This is a genomic window from Anaerotignum sp. MB30-C6 (assembly GCF_030908465.1).
Classification (GTDB): domain Bacteria; phylum Bacillota; class Clostridia; order Lachnospirales; family Anaerotignaceae; genus Chakrabartyella.
On sequence record NZ_CP133078.1, the window covers coordinates 1,346,080 to 1,367,041 of the forward strand.

At 34.2% G+C, this 20,962-nt stretch carries 20 protein-coding genes; 17 read left to right on the plus strand and 3 right to left on the minus strand.

Annotated features, from left to right (window positions below; translation table 11 throughout):
- Positions 1-148 precede the first annotated feature (148 nt).
- The 6 genes from RBQ60_RS06825 (at position 149) to RBQ60_RS06850 (ending at position 3,478) form a co-directional block, all read left to right on the plus strand.
- On the plus strand, positions 149-358 hold the full coding sequence (locus tag RBQ60_RS06825) for a hypothetical protein (protein WP_307885816.1): 210 nt from the start codon (positions 149-151) through the stop codon (positions 356-358).
- A gap of 239 nt (positions 359-597) precedes the next feature.
- Positions 598-1,047: a sigma-70 family RNA polymerase sigma factor gene (locus RBQ60_RS06830; RefSeq protein ID WP_066050804.1), complete on the plus strand. Its 450-nt coding sequence runs from the start codon at positions 598-600 to the stop codon at positions 1,045-1,047.
- Between the two features lie 250 nt (positions 1,048-1,297).
- Positions 1,298-1,453, plus strand: coding sequence for a hypothetical protein (locus tag RBQ60_RS06835; protein ID WP_157881662.1), 156 nt, complete (start codon positions 1,298-1,300; stop codon positions 1,451-1,453).
- A 45-nt stretch (positions 1,454-1,498) separates the two neighbouring features.
- Positions 1,499-1,639 (plus strand): hypothetical protein, encoded by a 141-nt coding sequence (locus RBQ60_RS06840; RefSeq protein WP_157881661.1) that lies wholly within the window; start codon positions 1,499-1,501, stop codon positions 1,637-1,639.
- A 16-nt stretch (positions 1,640-1,655) separates the two neighbouring features.
- Positions 1,656-1,862, plus strand: a complete 207-nt coding sequence (locus RBQ60_RS06845) for an SHOCT domain-containing protein (protein ID WP_066050798.1) — start codon at positions 1,656-1,658, stop codon at positions 1,860-1,862.
- Positions 1,863-1,942: 80 nt separating this feature from the next.
- On the plus strand, positions 1,943-3,478 hold the full coding sequence (locus RBQ60_RS06850) for a recombinase family protein (RefSeq protein WP_307885817.1): 1,536 nt from the start codon (positions 1,943-1,945) through the stop codon (positions 3,476-3,478).
- A gap of 111 nt (positions 3,479-3,589) precedes the next feature.
- Here the strand turns inward: RBQ60_RS06850 and RBQ60_RS06855 are convergent, their stop codons facing one another.
- Together RBQ60_RS06855 and RBQ60_RS15315 are read right to left on the minus strand one after the other, a co-directional pair.
- A complete protein-coding gene (locus tag RBQ60_RS06855) occupies positions 3,590-4,429 on the minus strand; it encodes an IS3 family transposase (protein ID WP_331654249.1) in 840 nt (279 codons plus the stop codon).
- Positions 4,389-4,730 carry a transposase gene (locus tag RBQ60_RS15315; protein ID WP_066050552.1) on the minus strand — a complete coding sequence of 114 codons (342 nt, stop codon included), beginning with the start codon at positions 4,728-4,730 and terminating at the stop codon, positions 4,389-4,391. Before RBQ60_RS15315 ends, RBQ60_RS06855 begins: the two co-directional genes overlap by 41 nt.
- A 160-nt stretch (positions 4,731-4,890) precedes the next feature.
- On the opposite strand from RBQ60_RS15315, the gene RBQ60_RS06860 reads away from it, so the two are divergent.
- From RBQ60_RS06860 to RBQ60_RS06910, 11 genes are all read left to right on the plus strand, one after another.
- Positions 4,891-5,856, plus strand: a complete 966-nt coding sequence (locus tag RBQ60_RS06860; protein ID WP_307885819.1) for a recombinase family protein — start codon at positions 4,891-4,893, stop codon at positions 5,854-5,856.
- The gene (locus tag RBQ60_RS06865; protein ID WP_307885820.1) at positions 5,804-7,456 is read left to right on the plus strand and encodes a recombinase family protein; all 1,653 of its coding nucleotides are present in this window, start codon (positions 5,804-5,806) and stop codon (positions 7,454-7,456) included. The genes RBQ60_RS06860 and RBQ60_RS06865 overlap by 53 nt, the downstream gene beginning before the upstream one ends.
- A 99-nt stretch (positions 7,457-7,555) precedes the next feature.
- The gene (locus tag RBQ60_RS06870; RefSeq protein ID WP_307885821.1) at positions 7,556-7,783 is read left to right on the plus strand and encodes a helix-turn-helix domain-containing protein; all 228 of its coding nucleotides are present in this window, start codon (positions 7,556-7,558) and stop codon (positions 7,781-7,783) included.
- A 13-nt stretch (positions 7,784-7,796) separates the two neighbouring features.
- A complete protein-coding gene (locus RBQ60_RS06875) occupies positions 7,797-9,821 on the plus strand; it encodes an AAA family ATPase (RefSeq protein ID WP_307885822.1) in 2,025 nt (674 codons plus the stop codon).
- Between the two features lie 21 nt (positions 9,822-9,842).
- Positions 9,843-11,111 carry an LlaJI family restriction endonuclease gene (locus RBQ60_RS06880; protein ID WP_307885823.1) on the plus strand — a complete coding sequence of 423 codons (1,269 nt, stop codon included), beginning with the start codon at positions 9,843-9,845 and terminating at the stop codon, positions 11,109-11,111.
- Between the two features lie 83 nt (positions 11,112-11,194).
- A complete protein-coding gene (gene dcm, locus RBQ60_RS06885; RefSeq protein WP_307885824.1) occupies positions 11,195-12,346 on the plus strand; it encodes a DNA (cytosine-5-)-methyltransferase in 1,152 nt (383 codons plus the stop codon).
- A gap of 169 nt (positions 12,347-12,515) precedes the next feature.
- On the plus strand, positions 12,516-12,977 hold the full coding sequence (locus RBQ60_RS06890) for a hypothetical protein (RefSeq protein ID WP_307885825.1): 462 nt from the start codon (positions 12,516-12,518) through the stop codon (positions 12,975-12,977).
- A 552-nt stretch (positions 12,978-13,529) separates the two neighbouring features.
- Positions 13,530-16,412, plus strand: a complete 2,883-nt coding sequence (locus RBQ60_RS06895) for a TrlF family AAA-like ATPase (RefSeq protein WP_307885826.1) — start codon at positions 13,530-13,532, stop codon at positions 16,410-16,412.
- Between the two features lie 264 nt (positions 16,413-16,676).
- Positions 16,677-18,656: an AAA family ATPase gene (locus tag RBQ60_RS06900; RefSeq protein WP_307885827.1), complete on the plus strand. Its 1,980-nt coding sequence runs from the start codon at positions 16,677-16,679 to the stop codon at positions 18,654-18,656.
- On the plus strand, positions 18,653-19,600 hold the full coding sequence (locus RBQ60_RS06905) for an HNH endonuclease (protein WP_307885828.1): 948 nt from the start codon (positions 18,653-18,655) through the stop codon (positions 19,598-19,600). Before RBQ60_RS06900 ends, RBQ60_RS06905 begins: the two co-directional genes overlap by 4 nt.
- Positions 19,601-20,023: 423 nt before the next feature.
- The gene (locus tag RBQ60_RS06910; protein WP_154260548.1) at positions 20,024-20,617 is read left to right on the plus strand and encodes a hypothetical protein; all 594 of its coding nucleotides are present in this window, start codon (positions 20,024-20,026) and stop codon (positions 20,615-20,617) included.
- 6 nt (positions 20,618-20,623) lie between these two features.
- On the opposite strand, the gene RBQ60_RS06915 is transcribed toward RBQ60_RS06910, so the two are convergent.
- Positions 20,624-20,866, minus strand: a complete 243-nt coding sequence (locus RBQ60_RS06915; protein ID WP_173015629.1) for a helix-turn-helix domain-containing protein — start codon at positions 20,864-20,866, stop codon at positions 20,624-20,626.
- Positions 20,867-20,962: the final 96 nt, after the last annotated feature.

Sequence of the window (20,962 nt, forward strand, 5' to 3'; positions counted from 1 at the left end):
GTTGTCAAATCATATATGAATGTGGAGGACATGTATATGATAAAACATTATGGTATTGAAGTATTAATATGTATTGAGAGCAGATAGTCAAAATTCAATTGACTTTGTCTGCTCTTTTTTTATATTTCAAATAACAAAGGTGTTAGCTGTGTTAATTATAAAATTAATTTTTAAATATAACCATTTAGGTGACAAAAAAATAAGGGGATTGGCACAGCAGCGTAAGGAACTCTTTATCTTTTGCAGAGGTTGCTGTGTAGGTGAGGGTGGTGTATATGAAGTACTGCTGTATAAGACAGCGCTTGAATATACATTCAATAAACTATCGATTGAAGTTGCATCTGCACAAAATACATAAACGTAGCCATAAAAGACGAACCAGCAGTAAAGAAAATAGAAAATATAAATTAAATTTAAGCAATGAAGTAGAACCACAGTGTTTTATGACTTCGGATATTAGTGCCAAATTTATTCCAACAAGGAATAAGTTTGGCTTTTTTATTTTTACAGATAGTTTAGGGTTTGTTGGCTGTCGTTCCCCTCCGTTTTTTTGAACTTTGATTATTTTTCAAAATTCAGAAAGCGGAGGAAAAGTAAATGACTGTAAACAGAAGAATACCAAATTATAAAAAGATGTATCCAAGTGCAAGTGATGAAGTTATTAAGGTTTTAAAACAAGGAGCAAGAAAAGCAATTTACCAAGAGTATGATTTGAAGGCTGAAACTTTTGTATTAGATGATGAAAAGGAAAAAGCCTATTTTGTTCCAAGTAGAGAAGATTCATTAGAACGTTTGATTGAAGCAGATATGCAGTTCTGTGACGAAAAAATTGATGTGGAGGAAACAGCTGTCAAAGAAGTTATGATTGAGAAACTTCTAGACAGCTTAAAGTTTCTTGCGCAGGAAGAGAAGGAACTTATAAATGCTCTTTTTTACGAAGAAAGAAGTGAGCGTGAATATGCAGAACAGTTAGGTGTTTACCACAATGCGGTACATAAGAGAAAGAACCGTATTATTAAAAAGCTGAAAGTTTTAATGACAAAATAAAAGTTCAGGGTGTGCAGCCTCCTCACTTAACGTTGAAGTAAGTGAGGGGGTATTTTTATCCTCTTAAAGTACTTTGAAAATTAAATATCCGATTTCATAAATACATTAGCTGATGAGCCTTAACCGGGAGAGCAACTTTGATAGATGCGCTGTGACCTCCTGTAAAATCAGGACAATCCATGAAAATGGATTTTTTCTTCCGGATTTTATTAATGCGGCCAACATAAGGAGCGAGCGGGTCCGTCTGATCATGAAACAATTTATAGTGGATTGTATTGCCATAACCTTATCAGCCTATAATGATACTTCTGTCCAGCCACAGACTCACGCAATGGGGGCAGCCTGCAGAGATCCTGCAGGAGGTGAGATTCCTATGATGAGAATTAACTACTCTCAGTTTATGTAAATCGCCCTAAACTTTGCGAAAGCAAGGCTGTGTACTTGGGAAGTAGTGTCAAATAAAGTACAGAAATATAAGCTAACTGACTTAATGTCAGAAGCAATGGGGATTACCTATGTTTTATCTGCTTTTGCAGTACAAACGCAGACAGCGGTAATCCCTATTTTTGTGATATTAAGAAAAACTATATAGGAACGGAGGAAATGATATGGATTTAATGAAGATAGGTGCTGAAATTGCCGAAGAACATGAAATGACAATAGAACAATCTCAAAATGAAGTGCACTATAAAATGTCAATTAAGTTTCTTGATATTCTAAAGAGAAAAGGCATTGTTTCTGATGTTGAGTATGCACAAATAGATGAACTAAACCGCCAATCCTTTTCTCCAAGCCTTGCAAAAGTATATGTGTAATAACACTTGCTATTATAAGTTCTTTGGGGTATCGTGTGTTGCTAACAGAAGGCTTACTTCTGGGAAAGGAGGAGAACTAGATGGCGAAAAAGGTCAAAACCATAGAACCTGTAAGGCAGAAGGTTCTGCAAGAATTAAGACCAAAGAAGAGAGTTTGTGCCTACTGCAGAGTCAGCACAGATAGTGCAAAACAGCATACTTCCTATGCTGCTCAGACAAAATATTATAAAGAATACATTGAAAGCCGAGCTGAATGGGAATTTGCAGGTATCTTTGCAGATGAATCAAGTGGCACTAAGGTAAAAAATCGTGATGAATTTCAGAGAATGATAATGGAATGTGAAAAAGGAAACATCGACCTTATCATTACAAAATCCATCACAAGATTTGCGAGAAATACCATAGACAGCATTGAAACAATTAGAAATCTGAAATCCCTTGGGATAGCGGTATACTTTGAAAAAGAGAATATCAATACCATGTCAGAACAGAGTGAGCAGATGCTGACAATCCTAAGTTCAATTGCACAAGGTGAATCGGAAAGCATCTCCACAAATACTCGCTGGGGCATTCAAAAGAGATTCGGAGATGGCAGTTACATACCGAGCAGTGTAGCATATGGCTATGCCAAGGATGAAAACGGTGAGCTTATCATCAAGGAAGATGAGGCGGAGATTATCCGAAGAATTTATAATGAATACTTAAGCGGAAAAGGTAGTTATGCAATCGCCCGAGATTTAACCCGTGACAATATCCCTACCATCCGAACAGCAGAAAAATGGCATGATGGCGTAGTAAAGGGGATTTTACAAAATCCAATTTATAAAGGAGAATTGCTGCTGCAAAAAACATATACAACAGATATGCTTCCCTTCACAAAGAAGATAAACCACGGAGAATTACCCATGTACTTCGTGAAAGATAGTCATGAACCAATTATTACAAAGGAACAGGCAGAAAGAGTTCGGGAAATTTATGAGTACCGAAGAGTACAGATGGGAATGGATGACAGCGGTAAATGCCAAAATCGCTATGAATTCAGCAGTAAAATAATCTGTAAAGAATGCGGTGGAACGTTTCGAAGACAGAAAATGTATATCGGCAAGCCTTACGAGAAAATACAATGGTGCTGTATTACTCATATAGAAAACCGCAAAAAATGTAGCATGAAAGCAGTAAGAGAGGATATTATCAAAGATGCTTTCCTAACCATGTGGAATAAGCTTGTAAGCAACTACAGTGAAATCCTTTATCCCCTCTTGGAATCATTAAAAAAATTAAGAGTCAATAAAGAACAGGAAGAGGAAATTCTCAAACTAAACAATAATATATCGGAGTTAATGGAGCAGAGCCATATCCTACAGCGAGTCATGCTAAAAGGATATATGGACTCTGCTGTTTTTATGGAAAAGCAGAATACAATTAACATTGAAATTGAGGAATACAAGAAAAAGAGAAATGTTTTCCTTGAGAGTAATGGTTATGAAAAAGAGATTGAGGGAACAAAAAGGATACTGCAAATTATAAAATACAATCCGATAATTATGGACGATTATCAAGAAGAACTGTTTATCCATACGGTAGATAAAGTCCTAATCGGTAAAAGTGGTGTATAGTGGTTCCTTTGTCAAGGCAGCCTAAAGTAAATTCTTAATGAACCATTTTTTACCAGTGATTGTTTGTCAGAAGGAATATACATATTTGTAGGTATGACAAATAATCCTCCATTAAGATGCTACTTTTACCCCATGATAAATTTCATATGGTGTTTTGTAACCATGTGTTGAATGAGGATGTTCTTCATTATAGGATTTCATAAACTTATTAATACCAGCCCGTAGCTCTCTAGGGGTTTGGTAATGATAAATATAAATATCATCATATTTAAGTGTTCTAAAGAATCTTTCAACAATGATATTATCTGCCCATCGCCCTTTACCATCCATACTGATTTTGATGCTGTGATGCTTTAAGAGATTAGTATATTCAGGGCTAGTAAACTGACTGCCCTGATCACTATTAATAATTTCAGGTACTCCATATATGGCAATAGCCTTTTTAACACAAGCTATTACCGATTCAACTTGTAATGTGTCCGAAAGCTCATAACCTACTATGTAACGAGAATGCCAGTCAATAATAGCAGTAAGATACATAAAGCTTCTGCCAAGGGGAATGTATGTGATATCAATAGACCATACTTGATTAGGCCTATCAATAGTAAGATTACGCAGTAGATAAGGGTAAACCTTATGCTGCTTATTAGGCATTGAAAGGTTTGGTTTTGGATAGATGGCATAGATTCTCATTTCTTGCATGTAACGTCTCACAAGCTTTCTTCCTACGAAATAGCCTTGCTCTATAAGATGTGCAGATATTCTCCTAGTTCCCCATGCTGGATGATCCATATGAATACGATCAATAAGATGCTTAATTTTTATTTCACATACAGTAGGGGCTTGTTCTTGGTAGTAAATACTACTACGATTAAGCTCAAGGAGTTTACACTGTCTACTGATAGACAGTTTAGGATCGTCCTTTGTAACCAGTTCTTTCTTCCCAGCCATGTCCAAGAGCTTGATCAGATTTTTTTTTGAGCCAGTTCACATCTACCGTAAGCTGGCCAATTGTATTATAAAGTTGATCGATTTTCTTTTCGTAGTCAATACGTTCTTGTTCAAAAGAAGCTTCTTTTTTATTATCAAAGGCACTTGATGCATTAGCTAAAAATTCTTTCTTCCAGTTACGAAGAACATTTGGAGCAATCTCATGCTCAGCAGCTATTTGATTCAGCTCCTTTTCTTCACGAAGAAGCTCTAGTACAACTTGTATTTTGAATTCTGGTGTAAAACTACGTCTTTTTTTCATGTGAATACCGTCCTTTTTTAGATGTATTTATTATAACAGAATTCACTAAGAAATTTGAAGTAACCTGTCTAGATTACAGGTACCATTATAGTGACATTACATTTAGGCTTATCAATAACCTTGAGTTGACAGAATATATAACAAAGAGGTGAACGCAATTATGCAAACATATATGCCAATCGGATACAAAATGGTGGATGGAAAAATACAGATAGATAAAGAAAAATCCAAAACTGTAAAAAGGATTTTCTCGGAATATCTAAAAGGAAAATCTTTATTAGCTATAGCAAAGGAATTGAGTCAAAAAGAAGTTACAAATGCAAATAACAAAATCAACTGGACACACTGCGCTATAGGAAGAATCCTTGAAAATACTAAGTATATGGGGGATGAAGCTTATCCCGAATTGATTGATAAAGTCACCTTCGACAATGTTCAAACCAAGAGAAATCAGAAAAAAAATCAGCTTTGGCGTAAAGCAAACCGCAAGAAAGGTAAATGCTTATTTGCAAACAAGATTTATTGTGGTGAATGTGGTGAGCCGTATCGAAAGTATACGGAGCATTCCGGTAAGGCTTGCGAAAAGAACAGGTGGAAATGCAAAAAATATATATTTAAGAACCGAGTACTATGCAGAAATCTCTTCTATACAGATGAGGAATTAAGAAAGGTTTTTATAAGTACAGCAAATAAGCTTATTAAAAATCAACGATTACTGGATAAACCTTATAAAAAAGAACCTCCCAAAATCAGTAAAGAACTGCTTGAGATAGAAAATCAAATAACTCGGCTTGAAGAAGATGAGGAATTTTCATCACAAGAGTTGGCGAATCTAATTTTTAAAAGAGCAGAACTCACCTACAGCACTTCTCAGATAGATGGCTACGAAGTACAGACGCAGAAAGTAAAAGAAATGTTAGTCGGTCAAGACCTGCTGACAGAATTTGATGAAGATTTATTCAAAGGTATCATAGATAAAATCATCATCTATCAAGACGGTAAAGTGGAAACACAATTTATAAACGGACTGAAAATCAGTGAGATTTTAGAATACAAGCGAAAGGATGAGAAAAATGGCTGCAGCGAAAAAGACAGTGGCAATCATACCGCCGCAAATGAAATATGACAGACAATTAAGAGTAGAGCAGAAAACACTGCGTGTAGCCGCCTACTGCCGAGTAAGCACCTTGCTGGAACAGCAGGAAGGGAGTTATGAAGCACAGGTTGATTATTACACCAATAAGATAAACAGCAACCCAAATTGGCAATGTGCCGGAATATTTGCTGACGATGGAAAATCAGCAACTCAGACAAGTAAACGTGATGATTTTAACACCATGATTGATGCTTGCATAGAGGGGAAAATAGACTTGGTGCTTACCAAATCAATCAGCAGGTTTGCAAGAAATACGGTTGATGCCTTGCAAAATATCAGAAAGCTGAAAGAGAAAAATGTCCCCGTCATATTCGAAAAAGAGGGCATTAACACGATGGAAAGCGGTGGAGAACTGCTAATCACCATACTCAGCAGTCAGGCACAGGAGGAAAGCAGAAACATCAGTGAAAACACAAGATGGGGTTTGACGAGAAGATTTGAAAATGGAATCATTTCGGTGAACCACAAAAAGTTTTTAGGATACACAAAAGATGGAAACGGCAACCTTGTGGTGGTACCCGAAGAAGCAGTAATCGTAAAAAGAATTTATCGGGAGTATCTTGAGGGCAGCAGTATTGTTCAGATATGCAAAGGATTAGAAAAAGACGGTATTAAGACCGTCACAGGACTTGACCAATGGCATCCGGGAACAATCGACAAAATGCTCTCAAATGAAAAATTCTGCGGCGATGCACGTATGCAAAAGACCTATACAGTAGATTTTCTCACCAAGAAAAGGGTGAAAAATGATGGATATGTCAGACAGTACTATATAGAGGATAACCATGAGGCGATTATTCCAAAGGAGTTATTCCACCAAGTACAGGCAGAAAAAGCAAGACGTGCAAGTTTAAATAAAGCTGCTGTTACAAGAAAAAGGAACAGGGAATTAAAAGAGAAAAGCAAATATAGTTCTAAATACATACTTACGGATCTGATGGTATGTGCGGAATGTGGTCATGCCTACCGCAGGCAGATATGGTCCAAGTACGGTGACAAATCGGCAGTATGGAGATGCGAGGACAGGCTGAAACAAGGTAAAAAATCAAAATGCCAGAACTCACCAACCCTAAAGGAAGAGCAGCTCCATGATGCAATTATGAAAGCAATAAATAATGTAGTAGAAAATACAGGTGATTTTATAGGTACCTTCCGAGAAAATGTTATAAGAGTAATTGGTAACTACAGCACCCAAGGTGTTACAACCGAATATGACGAACAGATAGAAAAACTGCAACAGCAGATGCTTACACTCATAGAAAATAACGCAAAACAAGGAGCTGTCAGCGAAGAATTCGATGAAGAATATAAAAAACTATCAGAACAGATTAACGAGCTCAAAACAGCGAAAATAAAAATAGTACAAGCACAGAAAAATGCAGAAAACTATGTTCAAAGAGTAGAGGCCTTAGATAAGACGATAGGCAATGTTAACCCACAAGTAAGAGTGTTTGACCAAGACCTTGTAAAAAGGCTGATTTCCTCCATAAGGGTACATAAAGGTATGAAGCTAGAGATACAATTCCACTCGGGAATTGTGGTAAAACAAAAAGTGGACTACTATGGATAGGCATTAAAATAGGGATAGATTTAGATTAAATATTGAAATCGTTTTATAACAAGTGTTATAATTTATTTTGGTATATTATGTCTTATTGTAGGTGATTAAATGAAGCTACACGAAGTTATAAAAGCTATACGGTTAGAAATGGGTTTGCCACAACAAGCGCTTGCAAGAGAATTGCACGTTTGCTTTGCTATGGTAAACCGTTGGGAAAATCAGAGAAGTAAACCTACAAAAATAGCGATACATGCACTGGCTGAGCTTGCGATGAGCAGAAAAGTTGCAAAAGAACTTATTAAACAATTAAAAGAACTTGAATTTCAAGATAAGTGAAGGAGAAAGGAAAATGGATGCGAATAATAAAATTGCATTAATTATAGGATATTATTTTTCACGCTTTAACGCTGAAGCATTTGAAGCTATTGGGTATGAAACGCAAAAAGATGCATTTGAAGCTATTTCAAAGATACTTAAGGTTAACTCTAATTCAATCAGAAATATGAGAGATGAATTTGATCCTTATTTTGATAATGGTCGTGTAGGTTTCAAACAGAAAAAACTTTCGCCTTCGAGACAATCAGTGTTGAATAAATTTGCTTCATTTACATTTGAGGAAATGACGACTTTAGTTCAAAAGTTTTTAGAAAGTAAAAATACTGTAGAATCCGAAAATTTATTAATAGAACTTTCAATTGAGGAGGACGGAATATTGAGAAACCTTAATGAACTGGCACAAGAGAGTCGACAAAAATACAAAGAGGAGTTTAATGCCACTGATATAGCGTTAAGTGACGATTTCAAACGTGCTTTTGGAACTTACATTCGTGGCACAGGTCATAGCGTTGACTTTAATTCAACAACTACAGTCGTAACCACCTTTAATAGTCTTAAAATTTTTATTCCTAATCAATGGTTTGTAATGGCTGCTTTTATGGCAGATTACACAAAAGAGCTTATTAGCTATAAATCACATCTTGAAAGCATTCTTACTGTGAAATTGCAATCTAGCAAATTGAGAAAAGAATATATTGTCGCTATAAAAGATGCTATAACGGATGAACAAAAAGCTGATTTTATATCAAATGCAGTACGATATTTTGAAGATTCTGGCGATGTCAATCCTACAGCAAGTGCAGAATTCTTACTAAACTTTCTGTCGGATTATAGCTGGTGGTTTGGCTCAAAAACCATAGATCGGGGTGACTTTTACGTGTCCCCTATTCTCAATTTGCTCGGGGTAGTTAACGTAACACAAAGCTATGTAGCTGACATTGCGTATTTTTATGCAACATCACCTGCTCTTTTAGCCCTCGTTCCACAATTAAAATTAGCTGCCGCTGAGCAAATATCCATGCCAACAATCAACATTTCACTATCATCGACAAGCAGAAAAACAGGCGCTGACAACTACATTATTTATGGTGCGCCAGGTACAGGAAAGAGCCGTTTACTTGAAGACCGTTTTGGGACAGCTCCGTTAACGAAACGTGTAGTTTTCCATCCAGAATATACATACTTCGATTTTGTTGGAGCGTATAAACCTGTTCCGGTATATAAGAAAAACAGTGGAGATTTTGAGTACTCCGACGGTACTACATTTAATGAAGGAGAGCCATACATTACCTATAAGTTTGTGCCAGGTCCATTTATTGATGTTTTTGTAGCAGCTTGGAAAGACCCGAGTAATATGTACACACTTGTTATAGAAGAAATAAATAGAGCGAACGCAGCCGCTGTGTTTGGCGAAGTTTTTCAACTGCTTGACCGTAACGCAGATGGTGAAAGCGAGTATGCTATCCAACCTTCAGAAGAATTGAGAAGTTATCTTATCGGCACATGTGAAATGAACGATTTTATTTCATCTGGTCTTAAAATCCCAACAAATATGAATATCTCCGCATCAATGAATAGTGCTGACCAAGGGGTTAATGTATTAGATTCTGCTTTTAAGCGTAGATGGAAATTTGAATATATTAAAATCGATATCGGAACTGCTGTTCATAAAGATGCACAAATAAAATATGCGAACATAGATGTGAGCTGGGGAGATTTTGTTAGCGCAATAAATGATAAATTGGTTAAGCTTGGAGTCGATGAAGATCGTTTGATTGGACCTTATTTTATCAAGCCTTCTGAAGTGTCTAATCGCAAAGCTGTGGACAAACTATTGCTTTATCTTTGGGATGATGTTCTCCGTCATCGTAGAGAACAATTTTTCTCTGGAGATGTAGCTACCTTTGCAAATCTTGTAGAAGAATTTCAGACTGACGATGTATTGCAAATTAGCTCTGTTCTTAAGCCAGCAGTAGCGATTCAACAGTCTGAAATAGAGGACGAAGAAACATCAACAATTAAGTCTGAAGATAATTAAAAGTGAAAGGAGGCTCGTTTTATGCTTGAAGGAGTACGAGTTTTTACTGAGGGATACTGGTATCTGAAAAAAGAGCACGAGGATATTATAGATCTATTTGAAAAAAATTCTGCAGTTTTAGCTATAAACGGTTTACATTTCTCCTTTAGAATCACTGGTTTTTTAATATGTAATAATAATCCAGTAGTTATATTTCCTAAGAACTTTGTTACATGCGAGACCTGCTTCAAGACTGACGCATCCATCTTGCTACGAACATTATTAAGATATCGAATGGAGAAAATTCATCCGGAAGATGAAAGCGCATTTTTAAATGGCAACGAATCAAATAGTAATGGTCGTATAATATCAGCAATAATGCTACTTAATGATTATCAAAATTATGGATTTCTGAAACGTGTAGAAAAAATTAAAACTACACGTTCAAATGGAAATATTGACTGGAATGCGACTATTAATAAAACAATACCGATAATAAATCATAATAGACCTATTTACGTTGAACCTATAATTAAGAAAACTGCTTATAATGCCAACCATATTGTAATTCAGATACATAAAGCCGTAATATCGGAATGTGCTGAGCTGTGGGGATGGATTACTGGTTTTAGTGGTGTTAGTGTTTCTTTTTCAATGCCATGCAGCGCTGAGGATGCAGTTAGAATATTAACAAAAGAATTAACAATAACTTATGCAAATAGAGAAATTAATGTTTTGAGAAATATGATAGCATATTTAAAGTGCAAGATAGGTAAAAATACTCAAGAACATATTGAGATGTTGGCCACTCCATATTTTTACTACACTTGGGAATATATCTGTAGCCACGTTTTTGAAAATCAATATGGTGTGTGGTCTAGTATTCTTCCCCAGCCCGCTTGGAAAGAAACTTCTGGAAAATATAACATATCACAGCGTCCAGACATACTTTTTGCTCATAGGGATTGCTTTTATATTTTGGATGCTAAATATTATGACTATAACAAGTCGCTGCCTGGATGGCAAGATGCTGTTAAACAGCTGTTTTATCAATACACCATTGAAAATAGCAAAGCACCTCCTACCGTTCGAGCTTTATCAAGTGTTAACTATTTATATAACGCCTTTATACTACCCGAAAACACTGAAACTGAAATAAAATATTTAGGTTACGTTGAAGTCGATAATGTGTCGGGTCTCAACAAGATACACGCTTTTGCCATGAACACAAGAACGGCTATGGAGGCGTATGCAGGTGGATTGAAAAGTAAATTAAAATTTGAGGTTATCGAGAGACTAAAAGCTCTTTAAACAACGCTATTATATTGCTTACATTGACTTTTGACGCTGTTTGTGATAAAATTAGGACATAATATCCTGAAGGAGGCACAAAAGTGACTGAAGCAGCGCTTATAAAAGAAAAAAGAATAAAGCTCGGCTTGACGCAAAAGGATTTTGCAGATGCGTTGGGGCTCGATAGAAATGGCGACCGTACATTACGTAGATGGGAGAATGGAGAATCTAAACCTAATAAGATAGTATTTAATGCAATATTAGATTTCGCAAGTAATAGACCATTTGCAATTAACAATCCAAACCCTGAGTTTAAATTTATTGACCTATTTGCTGGAATAGGTGGAATAAGAATACCCTTTCAAGAGCTTGGAGGGAAGTGCGTGTTCACTTCTGAATGGGATAAATTCGCACAAAAAACTTACCAAGTCAATTTTGGCGAAATGCCATCTGGGGACATCACTCAAATAAAATCTGAAGATATTCCTGATTTCGATATATTGTTGGCAGGCTTCCCTTGTCAGCCATTTTCGCAGGCGGGTCTCAAGAAAGGCTTTGCTGATACCAGAGGAACACTTTTCTTTGAAATTGAAAGAATAATAGAAACTAAGCGGCCAAAAGCATTTTTACTTGAAAATGTAAAACAGTTAAAAGGTCATGATAAAGGTCGTACACTAGAGACGATTATAAAGCACTTGAAGGCACTTGATTATAGTGCCGATACGTCAGTTTTACGAGCTGCAGACTTTGGGGTTCCTCAAAACCGTGAAAGAATATATATAGTTGGATTTGATAAACGTACATTCTGCATTGATGATAGCTATGAATTTCCATATCCTATTCCGCCAAAAACAAACACACGGCTCGGGGATATACTTCAAGAAAATGTTGACAAGAAATACACCATCAGCGACAAATTATATGAGGGACATCTTCGCAGAAAAAAAGAACATGCAGCCAAAGGTAATGGCTTTGGCTTCTCACTCTTCAATTCGGAGTCGCCATATACGAATACAATCAGTGCTCGGTATTACAAGGATGGTAGCGAAATCCTAATCGATCAAGGTGATGGGGAAAACCCGCGAAAGCTAACACCTCGTGAATGTGCGAGACTTCAAGGGTTTGACGATATATACATTATTCCAGTATCAGATACACAAGCTTATAAGCAGTTCGGAAATTCGGTCGCAGTACCTGTTGTTAGAGCTGTAGCAAAACAATTAATTAGCGAAATGAAACGACTAAAAAAGTAGTATATCATACAGTAAAGAGAATTAGAGAGGATAGAGTTTTATTATTAAAAAATTCTATCCTCTCTTTGTTATTGGGTATTTATGTATTGTGAAAATTTTATATGTCTGGTATTATTTTCATAACAATATATAGCAATAAAAATTATAAAGAGTAAGTGAGGTGTAAAAAATGAGTGCTTTTAAAGGAGTAGCAATAAAGACATTAAGTTCCGTAGAAATTAATCATTGGCAAAGCAATCAACATGAATTTCATGGCGTATCCGCACTAAAAAGTATATTCGGATATAGTAGACAATATTTCAATGGAGAGTTTTATTATGTTGAGAGTGGTGGGCGTATATTAAAGGATTTTGGAGAATTAACTTGGTATGATGCTAGAGAGTATTCTCCGGATAGAACTGAGTATAGATTTTATTATAGTGAGAATGTGGCTGTCAATAATGCAAAGGTTGGGGACACCCTCGTTGTAGCTCTTTGCGAAAACAACGTAGTCAAAATAATCATTGTAGAGCAAGGTACAAAATTTATCGATGTTTTGAAAGCTTCAATGGGTCTTTCTTCAATTGCTGATAAATATCAAGTGGTTAACAATCTTAGTTTACTAAGTGATCTAGCAAATGCTTTAAAGTAGATAATGTAAAACTACTATCATGGATTAAATATGATGTATGATATACTAAAATTTTAATTGTATTCTAAACTAGAGGGGTGTGAGCGTTGAACTTTCGCTCCTTTTTGCATGGTTAAAAAGTACTAGCGATATGATATGTTGTAGGGGTATAAAAAGGAAAGAGATACAGTTACACTCGGGAATAGTGGTCAAACAGGATGTGGATTATTATGAATGAGCACTAAAATAGGAGTAGGGTGTTTTCACTGCTCCAGCTGAAATTAAACTGCTAAGAATAAAGCCCTTAAAATTTGAGGACTTTATTGTTGGTGGTTTTGTTATTTTCAATATAAATATTCTGTAAAATTGTGTCTAATATGGCGTTTTATTGTTGTAAAACATATGGAAAAGATATACAATTAAAATAAAAATGTTGTTTTATATTATTTTATTATTATAAGAGATTACGTTTTAAATACGATTAATTATTGATTTTATTGACAACTATAAGCCAAATAATATTTTTAAATAAGGCAAGAAAAAACGCAAAACCATAATATAAAGAGGTGGAATATGAGTGAGTATAAAAGAGGGTCTGAATGGAGAAAGTGGGACTTGCATATACATTCAAATGCTTCCGATGGCAACGGAACACCGGTTGAAATAGTTGATGAAGCAATAAGGAAAGGCATTTCCGTAATTGCGCTGACTGACCATCATACCGTAAAAAACATTGATGAAATAAAAGAATATTCTAAAGATAAACCCATTCACGTTATTTCCGGAATTGAGTTTAGAACTGAATATGGAGAAAAATCAGTCCATATTATAGGTTTGTTCCCCGATGTTTTTGAAGGAATAGAATTAAATTCGAAAGCATTAAATGACCTAATACTATCACCATTAGATTTGTCTGAAACTAGAATAATTGCTAAAGGCCGTGAAAATGATTCTTCTTTAACTGAAGATAAAGCCTTTAAGAAAGGCATGTTTCAAGTACAAGTGGATTTTAAAAGGGCTTCTAGCCTTATAAGAAAATACGGTGGATTGGTAACAGTACATTCTGGAGATAAGCATGGTTCAATAGAAGAAATGAAGCATCAAGGAAAAAGTCCTAGAAATGTTAGTGATATTGCTGATTCTTTGGGTCCTGTGAAAGAGGAAATTCTTAAAGAATATGTGGACTTATGTGAAATGTCATCATTGGATGAAAAAAATGCAAAATTTTATTTAAAAACTTTTAACAGATGCACGATTGTTGCTTCTGATGCTCATGATTTTAAGAAAATAGGTGAAGGATATAGCTGGATTAAGGCGGATCCAAATACAAATGGATTACAGCATGCGTCTATTGAACCTGATAGAATTTTTATTGGTGAAATTCCACCTGCCCTCGATAGACTTCAGAAGAACAAAACTAAAACTTTGGAAAGGCTAACAGTATCTTGGGAAGACTCTTACACTGGATTAAATGGAGAATGGTTTAAAGATGTTGATATTATGATTAATCCTGAAATGACCGCTGTAATTGGAAATAAAGGGAGTGGCAAAACGGCTGTTGCAGAAATAATTGCGCTGCTGAGTGACTGTAAAAATTATGATGATTTTGTTTTCCTAAATAAAACTAAATTTAAAAACAAAAGATTAGCAACTAACTTTAAGGCTAAGTTAAATTGGTACAATAATGTTTTGGAAAAAACAAAAAATTTGGATGAGGAGCCAGATTATACGGCTGAAGAATTAATACATTTTGTACCTCAACGAAGTTTTGAATCTTTTTGTAATGATAGTGATGAAAAGTTTGAAGAAGAAATTAATAAAGTAGTATTTTCACGTATGCCTACAGAAGAGAAACTAGGCTTTTCGACTTTTAAAAGTTTGCTTGAAAACAAGAAAAATGTCATTGTTGAAAAAATAGATGAATTGTCATTAAAAATCAAATCTCTTAACGAATCAATTAAGAGGTTAGAAGAATCACGAGATAATAAAAATGTACAAGCCCTAAAATCAGCAATTTCGCAAAATGACTTAGAGTTAGAAGAGCATAATAAAACTAAGCCTATTGAAGTGAAACCACCAGAAGATTTGGATACCAAAGAGTATCAAGAATTAATATGTGAACATAAAAAAGTTCAAGAGCAAATTTCTATTGAGCAAGAATTATTAAATGATCTATTTCAAAAACAGTCAGATTTAGAAATAATTATTGAAAGCATAACTAACTTAAGTGAAAGAACAAAAGCTTCCATCGGCGATATATCCAAGAAATTACAACCATATGGAATTGATATTGAAAAAGTATTTAATTTTAATGTCAATTCTAGTGATGTTACTGCTATTCTCTCTACTGTTAAAGAAGAAATTAATGCAGTAAAACTTAAAATATCAGACGAGCCGAGCAGCTTGGGAACATTAATTATCTCACAAAATCAAATAAAGAAAAAAATTGATATTTTTAATCAAGAGAATGAAGGTAAGCTATCTAAGTACCAAAAGTTTTTAGATGACAACAAGCAATGGAATGAAAAACTTGAAAAAATTAATAAACGTAAGGAAGAACTAAACAGTCAGATTGAATATTTGGGAGATTTGGTAGATTCACCTATCGTAACAGACATCAACAAATTAAAGATAGAGCGACTTGAAAAAGTTAAACAAATTTTTAATTGTTATAATGATGAGGTCAAAATTTTCAATCAGTTTAAAGTTCCAATAACTAATTTTATACAAACTTATAAAGAACAATTAGATAGTTATGATGTAAAGATAGATGTGGGACTATACCCAAAAGATGATTTTGTCAACTCTTTTGTTGAAACGTATATTGACAGTGGCGTAATAAGTGACTTTAGAGGACAAGATGGACAAAAGCTATTTAAGACTATTGTTAATGAATCGGATTTTACTACTTATCAAGGGATAGAATTATTTATAAATAGGATACAGTCTGTTTTTGAAAAAGACAGCAAAAAGTGTTACCACAATATATTTAAAAAAGGGAAATATGATGTATTTGTAGACATTTTTTACAATTTAGGATTTTTAAAAGCCAGATATTCATTGCAATTATATGGAAAGCCTTTACAAGAATTATCTCCTGGTGAAAGAGGCAGTTTATTACTTGTATTTTATTTACTACTAGATGCAAGGGATATTCCATTAGTGTTAGATCAGCCCGAAGATAATCTTGATAATGAAAGCGTGGCAAAGATATTAGTTCCATTTATTAGAGAAGCTAAAAAAAGAAGACAAATAATTATAATAACACATAATTCCAACCTTGCTGTAGTCTCAGATGCTGAACAGGTTATTCGTGTGAAACTTGATAAAACAAGTGATAAGTTTTCATTTGATAGCGGTTCGCTTGAAAGTAATATCATCAACGATGTAGTGGATGTATTAGAAGGGACAAAGAACTCGTTTAAGATTAGACAAACTAAATATGATATTACTTAAAGTGAGGTACTAGATATGAAATTTCTGCCTGACCTCCATATAGGAAACGTGTCAACGAGTTATCCATGCTTGAGGATTAAGAATACATACTGACCACAATTATTAATATTGTAGATGAAGAATCACCCGAAGCGGTGCTCATTTGCGGTGATGTTTACGGTAATCACGTTCCATCAGCATAGGATGTCTCTCTGTTTGATGATTTTTTAGTATGCTTTTCTAAACAATGTAAATTCTATTTTGATGGCAATCAGAGGTGGATGAATGAAATTAATATATATATGGATTAAAAATTCTAAAAATGGATTTATTAAAGGACAAGGATTTAATATATCGGGTAGGGATGAATTCGAATTTGATGAAGAAAAGAAATTATTGACTTCCAGAAAAAAAGATGAGTATATAGAAAACTTTTGGGAGAATCATAATATTTTGGGATTAACTGCTATTGTAGGGGAAAACGGAGCAGGAAAATCTACCTTATTATCTGAAATTATGGATTATAGTATTATCGTGCCTCATGAATTACATGGTGATGCCAATTCTAGAGCAGAAGTATATCAAAGAAAAACAGAAAAGAAAATAGTAGTGTATGAAGAGGGCGGATTTCTTTATTATGATCATAATTTGGAATATGAAATACAAACTATGCCTGTTTTACCTCAAAAGAGAATGGACGCCATTAAGGAATGCTCTAAGATATATGTTTCAAATTCAATGAATAATTCTGTATTTGCGTCAATGTATCAGGGAGAAAATGTACTTGATTATTCCTTGACGGATAGTACGATTACTGAACAAGCACCAGTTATAATTAATAAAAACAGAATACCTGATTATATATATCCTTCAGAACAAAATGATTATTCCAGATATTATGATGACCCAGAAACACATCGCGTTGAAGAAAAATTTATTAAAAGAGCAAGAGAATTGAATAATGTTGTTAAGATTGATGCAAATGCTTACAAAAATTTAAATTCATTAATACGTCTCTATTTTTTAGTTAAATCAAAGTGCAAGGAGTATCCGGGGAAAAAATACGGATATGTTACTTTAAAACACAAGACCGAAAAAGATATTTTTGGACAAAAGAAATTTAAGGAGTTACTTGATACAAAAGAAGATCTTTGGTCTTCAATAGCAAAATTAAAACGAAAAAGTTCGTTTTCTGTATTTAGTGAGTTGACTTTGTTTTTTATGTATGAATATAGTTATTACTATCAACAAGAAAGTCTTGATGAAATAGAAGAGATAAGTATAGAACAGGTAATAAAAATAAGAGATTTTATAAAAGAACATTTACACAGAAAAATAGAAGATTCATTACAGGAAAATATGACAACGGATGAGTATTTTATAAATGCTGCAGATGATTTAATCCTTTTTTATGACTTGATGGATAAAAACCATATTATTAATTCGGGATGGGACAAGGCAGATATGGCTTATTATGAAGCATTACAAGTTGATTTAAAGGGTAATGATAAGTTCTTTCAACGATTATTTACATTCCTTGATAATGGATTACCTTCTATATTTTTAAGATACCTGACATTTGAATTTGAGGGATTATCATCTGGAGAAGAAGCATTATTAAATTTATATAGCCGCATCTTCTGGATTTTTAATTCACAAAAATGTAAAAAGGAAAGTCTTATTTTAATTGATGAGATAGATCTCTATATGCATCCGAAATGGCAACGTGAATTAATAACTTATATTGTAAGAGATATCCCAAACTTGATTGGCAAAGATAATGAGATGCAGATTGTAATATCAACACATTCACCAATTATTTTATCAGATTTGCCTCGACAAAATGTGATTTTTCTCAGTTCAAAAGATGGTCATTGCCATGTTGATGATTTAAATAATCATAAAAAAACATTTGGAAATAATATACATACATTGTTTCTAGATTCATTTTTTCTAAATAATCTTGGTACAATGGGACTATTTTCAGAAAATAAAATAAATAGGATTTTATCAAAACTAAAGGGGCATAAACAACTATTAGATGAGAACCAACTTATCTTCAAGACGATTAATTGTATTGGGGACGAATTAATACGCAGAAGATTATTGGAAATATACGAAAAGAAAATAGTTACATATAGTGAGAAAATTCAAGTAAACAATGAGCAAGACTTAAATGCAGTAGAGAATACAATTAATCTTTTGAGGAAACAGGTATGTGAGCTTAATGCAACTATACGGGATCTGGAGCGAATTAAAAAATGATTAAAATACAGCTAGATGAAGACACTAAACAAGATATTATGGACATGCATTGGAAAGATATGAGTCATAAACAGACGGGGCTTTATAAATCTTTGCAGAATAGTAGTTGCAAGACAGTTTTGAAATCAAGATCGTGTTATGAAGTACTATACAATTATTTTTATAATTTATCTGGGAATGTAATTGAGCAAAATGTAAAAAAATTGGTATTAGCAAACAAAAGTCAAATGGAAGAGTATATTGTGAAATTGGGCAAATTCAATAAGACTGAATCTGATGAGTTACAAAAATATGCATTTCGGTATGATAAATTTGCTGGGAGACAAAGTGCATATAATATATTGAAGAAAATGAAAGTAAATGTGTGTCCATATTGTAATAGGCAGTATACATTTACGCTAGAAAACAATTCCATGCGACCGCAATTTGATCATTTTTATCCAAAGTCATTATATCCATATTTGGCGGTATCTATATTTAATTTAATTCCGAGCTGCAGTATTTGTAATCAGGCAAAAAGTTCACTTGATACATATAAAGAACCTATACTATATCCGTATGAGGATGAATTCGGTGAGACAGCAAAATTTGCAGTGGATACAGAAGATATTAAAAGCTTTTTGGGAATAGGAGAAAATTTTCAACTTAGTATTAATTATTCAGAAAGTCATTCAGCAACTCAAGAGAAAATCAAGAAACAAAATAATGTATTGCATTTAGAAAAAATGTATAACATGCATAAGGATTATGTGTGTGATATTACTCTAAACCAATACATTAATTCAGATGATAGAGTAAATGAAATTTTACTAAAGTTCCCAGATTTATTTGATTCAAAAGAGGATGTATTAAGTGTATTGCATATGAATGATATAAGAAAAGATAATTGGGGGAAACGACCATTGTCTAAATTGACACATGACATACTTAAGAAAACTAAGTAAGAAGGAAAATCGAACATGGAAAATAGCTTTATTTAGAGTCTTCGTAAAGAATATTGCTCTTCTAAAAGAATATAGAAAACAAAAGTAGTTTTACGCCAAGGAATCACCAGCTTCCTACGACATCATTATTGTCTACTCAAGGCACGTTGAAGCGATAATTCTGATGACGTATTGTGGTGGCAAGACTAAAAATGAGGGCTAAACCACAACATGTAGTGGTTTTTGGGTGGTTTTAGGGCTAAAAAACAGGCTAAAAAGTGCCGTTTTTGACCCCGAAAAAACAGTGAAAATATAGATGACATAGGGTATTTTATAAGATGTACTGATAAAATTGAATAGCAAGCACGCAAATAGGCAGTGGATAATTATAAAATCCACTGCCTATTTTTTATGCCATAAGTTTTAAAGAAAGGAGATTTTCAAATGTCAAGATATTTTTTATACGGCACAAGATTTTCTGAATTTGAACAGATGATGATGCTTGTGCCAAATTTCACCCAGAGAAAGAAAGGACTGATTATTATGGAAAATTTAACGGCTGAGAGCAGCCAGAGTAATGCCACCTATAAAAGATTGGTAAAAAACTGTTTTGCAAATTTTCGTCATCGCTATTTGAACAAGCGATTGCAAAAGCTTACTCAGAACTTTACCGGGGATTGGTTTTTAACCCCTGCCCACAAGCAAAGATTTATGACCATCTGCAAGCCATATATCTCTAAAAAGGTTTGTGCGATAATTTATCTGCTTTCTGCCGATGAGGATTTATGGAATCGTGCCTTGGTGCATATCCACCCCGGCGAGGTAAGTCTAATGGATATTCCCCTGCGAGGGATCAGTACAGATGGCTATGCGTTGTATCAGACAGCGAGAACAATTGCTATAGGAAAAGAATATATCCATATAAATGAAATTGCCGATGAACAGCTCATCGGCAATTTTGCATTTCGGGCAATTATTAACGGTATCTTAATTGCAAAGAATGGGGGTCACATAGTACAAAATAATATTGGACTTTAGTAGTCCCTACTTTTCATAGCTCATTAAATCGGAAATACTGCAATCCAAAACATAGCAAATACGAGTGAGTACATCAATATCCATTCGCTCAATATTTCCGTTGTACCATTTATCAGCTACTTCAAAACGAACGTTGGAAAGCTTAGAAAGCTTGCTCCGTGTTATATTTTTTGCATCCATGATTTCTTTCACATGGAAGTTAATTTTGCCATAGTCTTTCATTTCAAAAATTGAGTTAGTATTATCCATATTATTCACCTCTCTATACATAGTCTATATGTAACATTACATCTTGACTATTTACACATATATAGATACTATATATAGTGTAATACGAAAGGAGCG

What these genes read in the sequence shown, in the direction of transcription:
- RBQ60_RS06870 (WP_307885821.1), top strand. Translation starts at nt 7,556, where the DNA reads ATGAAGCTACACGAAGTTATAAAAGCTATACGGTTAGAAATGGGTTTG.
- RBQ60_RS06915 (WP_173015629.1), bottom strand. Translation starts at nt 20,866, where the DNA reads ATGGATAATACTAACTCAATTTTTGAAATGAAAGACTATGGCAAAATT.
- RBQ60_RS06905 (WP_307885828.1), top strand. Translation starts at nt 18,653, where the DNA reads ATGATTAAAATACAGCTAGATGAAGACACTAAACAAGATATTATGGAC.
- RBQ60_RS06890 (WP_307885825.1), top strand. Translation starts at nt 12,516, where the DNA reads ATGAGTGCTTTTAAAGGAGTAGCAATAAAGACATTAAGTTCCGTAGAA.
- RBQ60_RS06850 (WP_307885817.1), top strand. Translation starts at nt 1,943, where the DNA reads ATGGCGAAAAAGGTCAAAACCATAGAACCTGTAAGGCAGAAGGTTCTG.
- RBQ60_RS15315 (WP_066050552.1), bottom strand. Translation starts at nt 4,730, where the DNA reads ATGAAAAAAAGACGTAGTTTTACACCAGAATTCAAAATACAAGTTGTA.
- RBQ60_RS06835 (WP_157881662.1), top strand. Translation starts at nt 1,298, where the DNA reads ATGAAACAATTTATAGTGGATTGTATTGCCATAACCTTATCAGCCTAT.
- RBQ60_RS06910 (WP_154260548.1), top strand. Translation starts at nt 20,024, where the DNA reads ATGTCAAGATATTTTTTATACGGCACAAGATTTTCTGAATTTGAACAG.
- RBQ60_RS06845 (WP_066050798.1), top strand. Translation starts at nt 1,656, where the DNA reads ATGGATTTAATGAAGATAGGTGCTGAAATTGCCGAAGAACATGAAATG.
- RBQ60_RS06830 (WP_066050804.1), top strand. Translation starts at nt 598, where the DNA reads ATGACTGTAAACAGAAGAATACCAAATTATAAAAAGATGTATCCAAGT.
- RBQ60_RS06865 (WP_307885820.1), top strand. Translation starts at nt 5,804, where the DNA reads ATGGCTGCAGCGAAAAAGACAGTGGCAATCATACCGCCGCAAATGAAA.
- RBQ60_RS06895 (WP_307885826.1), top strand. Translation starts at nt 13,530, where the DNA reads ATGAGTGAGTATAAAAGAGGGTCTGAATGGAGAAAGTGGGACTTGCAT.
- RBQ60_RS06875 (WP_307885822.1), top strand. Translation starts at nt 7,797, where the DNA reads ATGGATGCGAATAATAAAATTGCATTAATTATAGGATATTATTTTTCA.
- RBQ60_RS06860 (WP_307885819.1), top strand. Translation starts at nt 4,891, where the DNA reads ATGCAAACATATATGCCAATCGGATACAAAATGGTGGATGGAAAAATA.
- RBQ60_RS06900 (WP_307885827.1), top strand. Translation starts at nt 16,677, where the DNA reads ATGAAATTAATATATATATGGATTAAAAATTCTAAAAATGGATTTATT.
- RBQ60_RS06880 (WP_307885823.1), top strand. Translation starts at nt 9,843, where the DNA reads ATGCTTGAAGGAGTACGAGTTTTTACTGAGGGATACTGGTATCTGAAA.
- RBQ60_RS06855 (WP_331654249.1), bottom strand. Translation starts at nt 4,429, where the DNA reads ATGGCTGGGAAGAAAGAACTGGTTACAAAGGACGATCCTAAACTGTCT.